This is a genomic window from Frateuria aurantia DSM 6220, assembly GCF_000242255.2.
Classification (GTDB): domain Bacteria; phylum Pseudomonadota; class Gammaproteobacteria; order Xanthomonadales; family Rhodanobacteraceae; genus Frateuria; species Frateuria aurantia.
This window is the reverse complement of sequence record NC_017033.1, coordinates 2,192,187-2,205,099: the sequence shown is the minus strand read 5'-3', so window position 1 is coordinate 2,205,099 and position 12,913 is coordinate 2,192,187. Positions and strand designations below refer to the sequence as shown.

The 12,913-nt window shown below is 63.2% G+C and carries 9 protein-coding genes; 1 reads left to right on the top strand and 8 read right to left on the bottom strand.

All coding sequences use genetic code 11. The features are described 5' to 3' along the window. Window positions 1-98: 98 nt before the first annotated feature. The 5 genes from FRAAU_RS16545 to FRAAU_RS10240 form a co-directional block, all read right to left on the bottom strand. Window positions 99-653 (bottom strand): PilZ domain-containing protein, encoded by a 555-nt coding sequence (locus tag FRAAU_RS16545; RefSeq protein ID WP_014403462.1) that lies wholly within the window; start codon window positions 651-653, stop codon window positions 99-101. Then, window positions 650-961 (bottom strand): flagellar protein FliT, encoded by a 312-nt coding sequence (gene fliT, locus FRAAU_RS10255; RefSeq protein WP_014403461.1) that lies wholly within the window; start codon window positions 959-961, stop codon window positions 650-652. Before fliT ends, FRAAU_RS16545 begins: the two co-directional genes overlap by 4 nt. After that, window positions 958-1,389: a flagellar export chaperone FliS gene (fliS, locus tag FRAAU_RS10250; RefSeq protein ID WP_014403460.1), complete on the bottom strand. Its 432-nt coding sequence runs from the start codon at window positions 1,387-1,389 to the stop codon at window positions 958-960. Before fliS ends, fliT begins: the two co-directional genes overlap by 4 nt. A gap of 14 nt (window positions 1,390-1,403) precedes the next feature. After that, a complete protein-coding gene (fliD, locus tag FRAAU_RS10245) occupies window positions 1,404-2,873 on the bottom strand; it encodes a flagellar filament capping protein FliD (protein WP_014403459.1) in 1,470 nt (489 codons plus the stop codon). Window positions 2,874-3,030: 157 nt separating this feature from the next. Further along, entirely contained in the window at window positions 3,031-4,278 is a 1,248-nt protein-coding gene (locus tag FRAAU_RS10240; RefSeq protein ID WP_014403458.1) for a flagellin N-terminal helical domain-containing protein, read from the bottom strand. Between the two features lie 346 nt (window positions 4,279-4,624). On the opposite strand from FRAAU_RS10240, the gene FRAAU_RS16540 reads away from it, so the two are divergent. After that, complete coding sequence (locus FRAAU_RS16540; RefSeq protein WP_014403457.1) at window positions 4,625-9,166, top strand: glycosyltransferase; 4,542 nt, start codon at window positions 4,625-4,627, stop codon at window positions 9,164-9,166. Between the two features lie 78 nt (window positions 9,167-9,244). Here the strand turns inward: FRAAU_RS16540 and FRAAU_RS10230 are convergent, their stop codons facing one another. From FRAAU_RS10230 to flgL, 3 genes are read right to left on the bottom strand one after another with little or no spacing between them, the layout of a single operon-like run. Next, window positions 9,245-10,354 (bottom strand): phosphoserine transaminase, encoded by a 1,110-nt coding sequence (locus tag FRAAU_RS10230; protein ID WP_014403456.1) that lies wholly within the window; start codon window positions 10,352-10,354, stop codon window positions 9,245-9,247. 4 nt (window positions 10,355-10,358) lie between these two features. Next, window positions 10,359-11,630, bottom strand: a complete 1,272-nt coding sequence (locus tag FRAAU_RS10225) for an ATP-grasp domain-containing protein (protein ID WP_014403455.1) — start codon at window positions 11,628-11,630, stop codon at window positions 10,359-10,361. Between the two features lie 49 nt (window positions 11,631-11,679). Then, window positions 11,680-12,912 (bottom strand): flagellar hook-associated protein FlgL, encoded by a 1,233-nt coding sequence (flgL, locus tag FRAAU_RS10220; protein WP_014403454.1) that lies wholly within the window; start codon window positions 12,910-12,912, stop codon window positions 11,680-11,682. Window position 12,913: the final 1 nt, after the last annotated feature.

The window sequence follows — 12,913 nt, the reverse complement described above, 5'->3', positions numbered from 1 at the left end:
AGATGTCCGGATTTTGGCCGCAGGTCGTGTTTCTGGGGACTGGATCATATCCGGGGACGTGCCGGCGGGCTTAAGCGGCTGGCTGGCCGGCAGATCGCTCACTTGCCGCGCGAGGCGGCAACCTGGCGGCGATGATGCATGAATACCAGCCGCTCCAAGGCATCATGGACTGCCGGGGACAGGGTATCTAAGCCGACAAAGCCGGGGTGGGCGGGGTCAAGTGTGCCACTGAGCTCCAGGGGGACCGTGGGACAATGCTCGAAGTACAGGCGCAGCAGGCGTCGCGGTAATTCAGTTTCCCCGGATCCGGTGAGGGCAGGGTCCAGCAAGGCGCCACAAGCGTTGAGTCGCAGCGGGTGCCGGCTGGCTTCCACGGATGGCGAGATCCGGCCCAGCATGGCCATCACCAGGTCCAGCCGGGCCGAGATCAGCTGCAGTTCGCCTGAATAGTCATTGCGCTCGTCATCGACCAGCAGTGGGCGCTTGGGCTTGTCCAAGGCCAGCAGGGTTTCCAGCAGGCTGGCATTGAGCTGCATCTGGCCGCTGGCAGGGGCGAAATCATGGGGCAGGACCTCCAGCTGCAAGCGCAGCTGGGTTTCCAGGCTGATCTGATCACTGAAGCGTTGCCAGTTCAAGCCGGAGGCCTGGCTCACGGCTGGCCCGCCTGTTCGACGGCAAGATAGCGACTGACGCCACGCCGGCTGATGCCGAGATAGGCCTGCTGGCGGGTCAGCGAGTCCTGGATCCGGTTGACGTGGTGGACAAGCTGGTTGTGTGTTTCCACAAGGGCCAGCAACTGCGGGCGGTGCTCGTCATCGATATTGGTCAGTCGCTGCAGAATGGTGTTGCGGCGCTCGTTGAGCATGATCACCCTGGGCCAGTCATGCAGATTGGCCGCCGACTGCATCAGTTCGCTGAGTTGCTGCAGCTGGTCCAATGGGGACGTGGGCTGATCGGTCAAGCGCCTTGCTCCGTGCTTTGCTGCCTCTCGGCCAGATACTGCGGTCTGATGGTTGCCCAGGCTTCGCGAATCGGCTGGATCAGGCGCAGACATTCGTCCAGTGCCGCCGGATCATTGTGCAGATTGGCCTCCAGCAGGCGCCGCTGGATATAGGTATACAACGCGCCGAGACGTTCGGGAAGCGGGCTGGCCTTCACCGAAGGATCCAGGGCCCGTTGCAGCTCCTCGGCCATGGCGATGGCGCGGGTGATCTGACGGCCTTTTTCCGGAATCTCGCCGCGCCCCATATGGCCGCGGGCACGGTTGATGCAGTCCACGAAGCCGTCGAACAGCAAGCCGGTCAGCCGATGCGGATCGGCATCTTCGATGCTGCCTGCCGCGCGCTGTTGCTGATACGCGGCGGCGCCATTGCGGGGGTTGAAGGCCATGATCGTGCGACTCGTCAGGAAGAGCTCTTGTTCTGCTGATCGCTCAACTGGGTCAGATAATTGCTGGTCTGGTTGAGCGAGGACATCAAGGTGCTGAGATTGGTGTATTCAGTGCTGAGCTGGCTCTGGTAGACCGCCATGCGCTTGTCCAGAGCCGTCTGCTGCGAGCTCAGCGAGGTCAGCTGACTCTGCAGCGAGGTCTGCTGGTTGGCGATGATGCCGTTGCTGGCGGTGAAGCTGGTCAGGGCTGTGGTCAGCTTGGTGCCATAGCCGTTGGTGCCGGCGAACAGATCCTTGACCTGGGTCGGATTGCTGTTCAAAGCGGCGGTCAGCTTGCTGGTATCCAGGGTCAGATTGCCGTCACCGTCGCGGGTCACCCCGACCTGGGCCAGTGAGCCCAGACTGTTGTTCGATACCAGGCCCGACATGATCGAATTGACCTGGTTGCGGATGGTGTTGAGTACGGGATTGCCCAGCAGCGGGCCCGATGTCTTGCTGGTCGCATCATAAGCGGACAGCGAGCTCATGGTGCTGGCATAGCTGTTGTAGGCGGTGACGAAGTCCTGCACGGCCTGGGTGGTCGTGGAATTGTCGACCTTGACGTTGAGGGTGGTCGAGCCGGTGGTGGTCAGACTCAGGCTGACCCCCTGGATTGCGCCGGAGACCGTATTGGTGGCGCTGTCGACCGCGACGCCGTTGACTGTCAGCTTGGCATCTTGGGCTTCGTTGCTGCCCGCCGTATCCAGCTGGGTAGCGAGCGCACTCAGGGTGTCGCTGCTGCCGGAGCCGGCGCTGACGCTGAAACCGTTGCTGGTGCCGGTCTGGGTCGAGGTCACCATCAGGTGGGCGCCGTCGGTACCGTTGACCACGGTGGCAGTAATGCCTGGATTGCCGGCCGAGCCATTGATGGCGCTGGCGATATCGGACAAGGAGTCCCCGTCGCTGACCGAGATGCTGACCGACTTGCTGCCGACGGTAAAGCTGAGACTGCCGCTGCCGATGCTGGTGCCCGAGGCCACCGCATCGCTGGTGCGGCTCTGAGCCGTGGCCAGCTGGCTGATCTGCAGGGCATAGGAGCCGGCCGCCGCACCACTGGTCGCGGTGGCCGAGCCCATATCAGTGCCTGACAAGGTGGCATCGAAGGTGTCGTAGCTGCCGCTGGCGGTCAGCTCGCTGACGGCGGACTGCAGGGACTCCAGTGCGGACTGCAGGGTATTGAGGCCGGATACCTGGGTGTTGATCAGGCTGGTCTGGCTGTCGATCTGTGCCTGCTTGGGCGCCTTCTCGGCGTTGACCAGGGCGGTAACGATGCTGCTGACATCCAGGCCGGTGCCCAGGCCGGGAATGCTGACCGTGGCGCCCGACGTCGAAGTGGTGCCGCTGGACGAGCTGCCCGTGCTCGATGAGGTGGACGAAGTACCGGACAGCGCGCTGAGCAGGGAGCTGAGCGAGGAGGTGCTGGAGGTGCTGGAAGTCGTGGTCATGGTCGGGCGCCCGTCGGAATGGGGGTGTTGTATCACGAGATGCCGGCTGCAAGAAAAACGGCGTGCCGGCCTGCATCAAAGGCGGCGGTACCTGCGTACCGCCGCCCGGGTCTATCGAATCATCCGCGGAAGGATATTTCGATATTCACCTGCGCTGTTACTGCAGCAGCTTGAGGATCTGCTGCGGCTGCGAGTTGGCCGTGGCCAGCACCGAGATGCCTGCCTGCTGCAACACATTCGCCTTGCTGAGATCGGCAGTCTCGGAAGCGAAGTTCGCATCCTGGATCGTCGACTGGGCGCTGGTCAGATTGTCCGACTGCGCGGTCAGCGTCGAGATGGTGGACTGGAACCGGTTCTGGATCGCGCCCAGGTTGCTGGAGAAGGTCGACACAGTGCTGAGGGCTTGGTCAATGCGGGCAATCAGTTCGTTGGCGGAACTGACCGTCAATACATTGCCGCCGGAGAGTGACCCTGATGCGGCGCCACTGACCTCGGCTGTAGCGGAACCATCACCCAGAACCGACAAGGTGGTGCCGGCAGTGATGGTGCCACCGGTTCCGCTGGTCGCGCCGGCAGCAAGGCTGTTGGTATCCAGTGAGCCGGTGTCCTTGACATCGACCGTGCCGCCACCCGACTGGAAGATGTCGATGCCGCCACTGGCATTCAGCGAAGCCGAGATCGTGGCGCCGCTCGGTAGTGTGCCGCTATTGGCAGCGGTCGCGGTAAAGTCGGTCGAGTTGATTGCATCCACAACGTCCTGGGCGCTGCTGGCCGTACCGGAAAGTGCTACGCCATCGATGCTGATCTTGCTCATGTCTACGGTAGATGTACCACCGGTTGCATTGGTAAAGGCGCTGGCCAAGCTGTTGGTGCTGGCCTCGGCAACGTTGCCACCCAGCTGGTCGGCACGGACGCCGGAGCCCAGATCGACGGTGATGGTCTGACCCACATTGGCACCCACCTGGAAGGTGATGTCCGAGGTCGATCCATTCAGTACATTCTGACCGTTGAAGCTGGTCTGATTGGCGATACGGGTCACTTCCGACAGGTACTGCTGCACGGTGGTATTGATCGCGCTGCGGTCGCTGGAGGTATAAGTGCCGTTGGCTGACTGCACGGCCAGATCACGCACGGCCTGCAGATTGGAGGTGATCTGCGACAGCGCCGATTCGGCGGTCTGGGCCAGCGAGATGGCATCGCTGGCATTGGAATTGGCCTGGTTCAGGCCACCGATCTGGGTGGTGAACCGCTGGGAGATCGCATAGCCGGCGGCATCGTCGGCGGCGCTGTTGATCTTCAGGCCCGAAGACAGCGCTTCGGTGGCCTTGGACAGCATGCTCTGGGTCTTGTTCAGATTGCTCTGCGCGGTCAGCGACGAGACATTGGTATTGATTACGAGGGCCATGGGTATCTCCTACCGGGTCGATGGCGTTGTAGACAAGCACAAAGGCTTACCCGGCGGTCGTGCTGCATGATGCGACTGCGCCCGCCTTGATTCCTGTTTCGGCGCTGCCCGGAAAAACTTTAGCCCTTTCGTGTCGGGTTTCGTTGCTCGGCGTGCGATAAGGCTGACCTGTCCGCAGGGCGGGTCACCGCGAAGTCCGGAACGGCTTGCCGGCGGCTTGCGGCGGGCGGCCCGGCCAGCTTCGGATTCGCTCGTTTGGTCCGCGACTGGCATGGGCTGTGCTTGCAAGTGGGGCGCGATGCTTGCATCCACATTTTGTTGACACTGAATCCGTGCCTGGAGTGCCATGAAGTATTCGATCGTTGCCTGCGCCGTAGTTGATCAAGTGGACGATACTCTGGAGGCTTGGCTGGACTATCAGCATGCCTGTGGAGTCGAGCAGGTCCTGCTGTATCTGCGCGAGATGCCGGAGGCCTGGAGGGAGCTGCCACCGGCGCACACCCGCCCTTGCCCCTGGCCCGAGGCGTTGACGGTCGAGGCGGCCTGGGCGCATGCCTGCCGGCGCATGCAGGGCAGGGCGGATTGGCTGCTGTGTCAGGCTGCGACACAATATGTGTATGCCGTCGGCGGTGGCGCTCTGATCGAGGTGCTGGACGCTGTCGCTGCCGATATCGGTCAGATCCAGTTGGGCGAGATGGATAGTGATGATCCGGCGGCAAGCGTGTCGCTGCTGCGGCTGGCCGCAATGAATGCAACAGATGCCGGGCTGGAGATGCTTTCCGGTTGGGGCCAGGCGTCAACGGCGGCAGGAGTGGACGATCAGGCGGCTTCGGCAAGCGGTCTGCAGGCCGCCGTCTGGCCGAATGCCGTGTGCGGAGCGATGCTGCGGTCGGCCGGGCAGCCGGCGGCGGAGTGGTCCGCGGTGATACCTGCACCCATGCGGGATACGCTTGCTCAGGCCTTGCGCCGGCAGTGCGGGCAGACTTTGAGCGAGGCATTGCAGCCTTGGACGACACATGGCGCTTCGGGGCCACAGGCCTTGCATGGGCTGGAAGCCTTGATTCTGTTGCTCAAAGTTCTGGCGGAGGCGCATGCGCAGCCTCGTGCCTTGCTGCTGGGAGACACCCCGCCAAAACTGGCGCAGGCGGTTCTGGCTGCAGGCTACCAACTGGATCTGGTGGAAGCGCGTACGGCGCAGGTGCGGACACTGCAGCATCTGCTGCCGGCTGAGCCGGGGATCCGTCTGGCCCGGTGTGCCTGGTCGACGCTGGATGGCGATCTGGACTATGCCTTGATCGTGATGAATGACGGCGCATATTGTTGCAATCAAGCACCGGCAGCAGATGAGGCGGCACGGTCTGCCGGGTTGGCGCGCCTGCTGCATGCCGACGGCGTGATGCTGAGAGTGGGTCATGGCGGGAATACCGCTCCGGCAGTGACTGCAGGGCCGCTGCAGCCGGTGCTGGACTTTCAGGTCATGCCGGACTGGCAGGCCCCGCAGGTTTTGCTGGCAAGCAAGGCAAGGTCGCTGCTGCAGGCGGAAACAGCCGTTTTCCTGCCATCGTCCAGCGACAGCCAGATAGCGGCCAGCCTCAGTGTCTGGGGCACATGCCCTGAGGCGCTCAAGGTTCTGCAGGGTCTGGTATCCGTGCCCGCAAGCCAGGCCGTGATGCGGCGAGTGCAGCAATGGCGCAGCGATGGCATGACGGGGGGGTGGGTGCGCTCCATCCACTTTATGGCCCCGGTTTCCGAGGTGCAAGCGCAACTGGGACCCGATCTGCAGTTTCATGCAGAAGTGGCCGTCGGGGTGCCCGCCGCTCGACGCTGGCTGTGCCGGCTGCGCGAGATGGCACGCCTGGGCAGGCTGGAGTCCTTTGTTTCGGCGCTGCGGCGCTGGGCGGGTTTCCTGCATGATCAGGCCGATGACCAGGGCCTGCTGGACGGCCAATGGTTCGATGCCTTGCCTGCCCATGTCCACGAAGATGCCGAGGGCCGGTTGCAGCGGTTGGATGGCGAGTGGTGCTACCGGGTGCCGGTCGATCTGCGGCTGGTGATCTGTCTTGGGCTGTGGCAGCTGGCCTCCGATTCCGCCTTGCACCGGTTGATGCCGGCGGCCTCGCCCATGGACAAGGTCCGCTGGTTGGCTGCCTTGCTGGACAGGGATATGCCAGCGCTTTGGCTGGCATCGACCGCACGCATTCATCGCCTCACCGGCTATGGGGCCGGTGCCGGGACGGAGGTTGCCCCCACGGAGACGCCGCTGCCGGCCTATACGGCCCAGTTGAGCGAGATGCACTTGCGGCCGGCGGTGGTCAGCGTGCTGCGGCGACGGCTTGAGCAGGGGGCGGGGCTGCCACGCTTGGCGGTAATGCTGATGGGTGATGACAGCGACACGGCGGCCTTGCAGCGCAGCCTGTTGTCGCTGCAGGCGACCGATTATCCGGGCGGCATCAAGGTGCTGGCGACAGTGGCGGAAGGTTTTGGCGAGGACTGCCTGGCGGTGGTGACGGCTTCGCCGGCGGACTGGATCTTCCTGCTCGACATCGGAGACCAGCTGGATGTGGCTACGGCCTGGATCGTCGCCGATCGCGTCACAGCGCTGACCGGGTTGCAGGCCTGCTATATGGATGAAGACCGGATTGTGGCAGGACAGCGCATCGAACCGATCTTCAAGCCGGACTTCAATCTCGACCTGCTGCGTGGCTATGCCTACGTTGGGCGGGGCCTGGTGTTCCGGCGCAGCGCCTGGCTGGAGCTGGGCGGCCCCGATCCGGCGCTGGAGGCGGCGGCTCCGGCCGAGCTGTTGTTGCGCCTGGCCGAGCAGCATGGGCCGGCGGCCATCGGGCACATCGCGGAGGCCCTGTACAGTGCGCAGACCTCCTTCGATGCCTGGTTGAAGTCACCGTTATTGGCCATGCATTGGCCTCAGCTCATCGGCCGCCATCTGCAGCGGCTTGGTGTCGCCCATGAATTGATGCCCGGCCCCTTGGCCGGCAGTACACGCGTCAGATACCTGCATGCCGAGCGGCCGCTGGTTTCCATCATCATTCCTACCCGCAACCAGTTGCCCTTGCTGGCGGCCTTGATCGACAGCCTGCTGGCCCAGACGGCTTATCCGCATTTCGAGCTGCTAGTGGTGGACAATGGCAGCGACGATCCCGATGCCTGTCGCTATCTGGATGGCCTCGACGCTTTGCCTGGCGAGCAGATCCGTGTGCTGCGCCATCCCGGCGTCTTCAATTATTCGGCGATGAACAACCAGGCCGCCCTGCAGGCACGCGGCGACTATCTGTTGTTGCTGAACAACGACACCGCCATGCTTGAACCCGGCTGGCTGGAGGCGATGCTGCATCACGCCCAGCGACCGGAAGTCGGCATTGTCGGCGCCAAGCTCTATTATCCTGACGGACGCGTGCAGCATGCCGGTGTCGTGATGGGCCTGGACCGGGTGGCGGGCCATCCCTTTATCGGCTCCCCGGCCTCGGCTGGTGGCTATATGCAGCGGTTGAAATTCGATCAGCAGTATTCGGCCGTAACGGCTGCCTGCATGATGATCCGTGCCGAGATCTACCATCAGGTCGGCGGTCTTGATGCCGCCGATCTCACCGTCTCCTACAACGATATCGATCTGTGCCTGAAAGTGCAGCAGGCAGGCTATCTGATCGTATGGACGCCGCATGCCCATGTCATGCACCATGGCAGCGTCAGCCAGCGCCAGCTGGATGAGGGTCAGCAGGCGGCCAAGCGCGCGCGCTTCCGGGCCGAGCAGGAGGTGATGTATCGGCGCTGGCTGCCGTGGATGGCGGCCGACCCGGCCTACAACCGGAATCTGTCCTTGTCAGGCCATGGTTTCGAGCTTGATCCGTATAGGCACATCGCCTGGCAGCCCTTGGTGACCAAGGTGCAGCCGCGAGTGGTCTGTCATCCGGCGGATCGTACCGGCTGCGGGCACTACCGGGTACGTCAGCCCTTTGCCGCGATGCATCGGGAAGAGGTGCTGGAGGGTACCGTCACCGAGGCGCTGTTGCTTCCGGTTACCTTGGCACGCTTCGAGACCGATGCGATCATCCTGCAGCGCCAGCATACGGATGCGCAGCGCGAAGCCCTGCGCCGCTATCTGCGCTTCTCGGATGCCTTCAAGGTCTACGAGCTGGACGATTACATGTTCAATCTGCCGATGAAGTCGGTTCATCGCGGAGCTATGCCCAAGGATCTGCGCAAGCAGCTGCGACAGGCGGTGGCGATGACGGATCGCTTCGTGGTGTCGACTCAGGTGTTGGCCGAGCAGTTTGCCGACATGCATGACGATATCCGGGTGGTGTTGAATCGTCTGCCGACGGACTGGTGGTCTGGACTTAAAGCCGAACGGCGAGCGGGCGCCAAGCCGCGGGTCGGCTGGGGCGGTGGTTCCAGCCATACCGGTGACCTGGAACTGATTGCCGATGTGGTCCGTGAGCTGGCCGATGAAGTCGACTGGGTGTTCTTCGGGATGTGTCCGGACAAGTTGAAGCCGTACGTGAAAGAATTCCATACTGGCGTGCCGATCGAGCAGTATCCGGCGAAGCTCGCCTCATTGAATCTGGATCTGGCGGTGGCTCCCCTGGAAGACAATCTGTTCAACCACTGCAAGAGCAATCTGCGCTTGCTGGAGTATGGTGCCTGCGGTTTTCCGGTGGTCTGCAGTGATCTGATCACCTATCGCGGTGACTTGCCGGTAACCCGGGTCAAGAATCGCTTCAAGGACTGGGTGGCGGCGATCCGCATGCATGTGGCGGATCTGGATGCCACGGCGGCCATGGGTGATGCCTTGCGGGATGCCGTGATGCGCGACTGGACTTTGACCGGCCAGAATCTGGTTGAATGGCGAGACGCCTGGTTGCCGGATTGACATGGAAGAAGGGCGGCCCAAGGCCGCCCTTCTTCCATCTGGCAACGTGACAAGCCGCGGCCGCTGCGGCCGGCGGGTTCAGCCATGCCGCCGGGCGAAATCCTCCAGAAACTCGGCCAGCAATTCTACGGCGGCAGGCAGTACGGCGTTGTAGATCGATGCGCGCAGGCCGCCGATGGAGCGATGGCCGCCCAGGCCCGAGAAGCCGGCGTCGGCCGCCTCCTGCAGGCACAGAGCATCGAGTCTTGTGTCGCGGAAGCGGAAGGCGACATTCATTTGCGAGCGGAAGTCGCGTTCGGCCTGCGGAATCACCAGTCCACCCATGTCGTCCAGGCATTGGTACAGACGGCCGGCCTTGAGGCTGTTGATCGCCTCCATGGCATCGAGGCCGCCGATATCCTGGCGCAGCCAGCGGCAGATCAAGGTCAATGCATACAGTGAAAACACCGGTGGGGTGTTGTAGATCGAGCGATGCCGCACATGGGTGCGGTAATCCAGCATCGGCGGCAGGCCATCAGGTATCCGATCCAGCAAGGCTGTATCCAGGATGGCGACGGTAACGCCGGCCGGACCCAGGTTTTTCTGGGCGTGGGCATAGATCATGGCGTAGCGGCCGGCATCGATGGGGCGCGACAGAAAGTCCGAGGACATGTCGCTGATCACGGTGGCGCCTTCCATGCGGGGCGTCTGGTGGAATTGCAGGCCTTCGACCGTCTCGTTGCTTACGTAGTGGAAAAACGGGGCCTGAGGATTCCACGCCAGTTCCTCGAAGTCCGGCAGTCGGTGATAGCCGTCCGCCCCGCCATCCCACAGTACCTTGACCGGTGCAGCGCAGGCGGCTTCGCCGATGGCCTTGCCGCTCCAGTAGCCGGAGGCGACGAATTCGGTGGGCCGTTTGGCGCCATGGGCGAAATTGGCGGGAATCATCGAGAACTGCAGGCTGCTGCCGCCTTGCAGAAACAGCACCGCATAGCGGTCTTCGAGATTCAGCAGGTCGCGGATATGCTGTTCGGCTTCGTCCAGCAGCTCGCGAAACCAGGCCGAGCGATGGCTCATGCCCAGCACCGACAGGCCGGTTTCGGGCAAGGCGATCATGGCTTGCTGGGCCTGCAACAAGACCTCATGGGGCAGGGCGCCGGGGCCGCCGGAGAAGTTCAGATCATTGGCGGACAGCTGGACGGTGCTCATGGGCTCAACTCGATACGGTGCCGGCCCGGCCTTGCAGCATGGCGGCGAAGTGGGCAAAGACCTGCTGCATCTGCGGGACCTTGTAGGGGAACAGGTCGCGCCTGTCCATGGCATGGATCACCAGGGCATTGGCGACCTCGAAGATCAGCAGTTCGCCGTCGGCGGTCTCGGCACAATCGAAGCCGACATAGTCCAGTCCCAGACGCTGATAGATGGCGGTCAGGGCCTTGCCATGTCGCTTGCCGAAATCCTGGTCGAATCCGGCGAAGAAGCGGGCTTCCTCGTCACGCCGCTGGGGATGTTCGATCATCTCCGGATAGGGGTAGTGCACCATCCAGTGTTCGGACACGCCCATATGGCAGGGCCATGCCCGGCCATCGACCATCACGATGCGATATTTGCGGAACAGGCCATCGGCGGAGGCGTAGTCGACAAAGGGCGCCAGAAAGAAGTCATGTGCGGGCTGCCGCTGCAGATAGACCGCCAGGGCTGAGGTATCGGCGATGCGTTCCAGGCCCTGGCCGGCATGAGTGCCTTGCGGGCGCAGGATCCATGGAAAGGACGGGCACAAGCCCTCCGTGGATACGGCCTCGGGGCCCTGACCGTCCGCCATGGCCTGCAAGGCTTCACGTCCGATACGGCCTACCTTGGGCATGCGCAGGCCGGGAATATCGGCCAGAGCCTGGCTGGCCAGCGGCCGGGCCAGGCCGGGAATCGCCTGCGGAACATTCAGCACCGGCCGTGGCCAGTTCGTCAGATCCTGTTGCAGGCGTTGCAGGATGGCCAGATGCGGATCGGCTTCGGCAATGGCGACAAAGACCAGATCATGTTCGGGCAGATCCCGGGGCAGGGGATGCTGCGCGTCGACATAGACCACGTCGGCATCGACGGGTTGGTCTTCCAGAATGCATTCCAACGGCGTGTTGGCCATCAGATCACCTGCCGTCTTGATTACCAGCAGGCGCAGGCCCTTGGCTCCGGCCTGGCGCTGCAGCTGGTATACCTGCTGCTGGCCGATGGCTTGCCGCAGCACGGCCAAGGCCGATTCGGGCTGGTAGCAGAGCAAGAGGCACAGGCTGAGCTCAAGCAGCAGATACGGATCATCGGACTGGCCGGCAGCCGCAATCAAGGTCTGGGCATAGCCGCGAAGATCTTCGCCCTGGAAGCTGCGGCGCAGCAACCGGGCCAGGCCCTGCGGCTCGAAGCCTCCGGCCGGCGGGGAGACGGCTTGTGCCGGTTGGCGACAAGCTTTGGCGGATTCGGAATGACTGGTCAAAACACGGCGCCATGGCCGGCTTGCGCCGGCCTTGAAGTGGAGCGGAGACTTACTTGATATAGTCGAACAGGCTGAGCTGAGAGACCTTGGCAAAGGCTTGTTCGGAGGCCTGCAGTGCCGTGGTGTGCAGCGACAGCGAGCTCAGGGCCTGGTACATGTCGGCATCCTGGAAACCGGACAGCGCCGTCTTGTAGGTGACGCTGAGATCGGAGTAGTTGGAGGACTGGGTCTGCAGCATGCTCAACCGGCTGCCGACACTGGTCTCGGTGGTGGTGACCTGGCTGGTCGCCTGTTGCAGGGATTCCAGCTGGCGGTTCATGGTATTGGTCAGCTGGGTGCTGCTGAGACTGCTGTCGTTCAGCGCGGTGACCATGTTCTGCAAGGTGGTGAACACATCCTGTTTGGCGCCTGATGTCACTTCCACGCTGTCGCCGGCCGTCGGCGTGCCGGTGATGCCGATCTGCATGCCGTTGAAGCTGATCGACTCATTGCCCGACGTATCGCCTGCCGTGTATGAGCCGGTGGCCACCGTCTTGCCGGCATCGCTGCCGCTGGTGGAGGTTGCGGTCCAGGTGCCTTCGCCGTCGAAGCTGATCTTGTAATTGCCGCCATCGCTGCTGACGGCGGCGTTGTAGGCACTGGTATCGGTGACCGAGGTACTGCCGACAATCAGGGTTCCGGTATTGGCTGAGTCGGAGCTGGCGACGAAGCTGCCATTGCCGGCCGGAATATTCATGAATACCTTGCTGCCGGCATCACCGGTCGCGACCTGCAGGCCGGAGCCCACGGCCGCCATCTGGGTGTTGTCCGTGCCCTGGTAGCTGATGCTGCCATCGTCATTGGAGACGAAGGGCTGGCCGGCGGCGGTGCCGGCAAACAGGTAATTGCCGGCCGTATCGGTGGTATTGGCCGACTGCTGCAACTGGGTCAGGACCTGGCTGAGCTGGGTGGCCATGGCGCTGCGATCGGAGGATGACAAGGCGCCGTTGCCTGACTGGATGGCGATGCTGTTGGCCTGGTTCAGCAGGTTGCTGATGCTGGACAAGGTCGACTGCTCCAGCGACAGGCTGGTGGTGGCACTGTTGATGCCGCTGACGTAATTGTCCTGGCTGGCCATCAGGTGGCTGATGGACACGATCTGGGTCGCGGCGACCGGATTGTCCGAGGCGACGCTGACGGCCTTGCCGGTACTGACCGAATTGCGAGCAGCGTTGACCGCGCTCTGCTCGGCCTGCATCTGGCTGACGGACTGCTGGTACATCCAGCTGGTGGAAATGCGCATG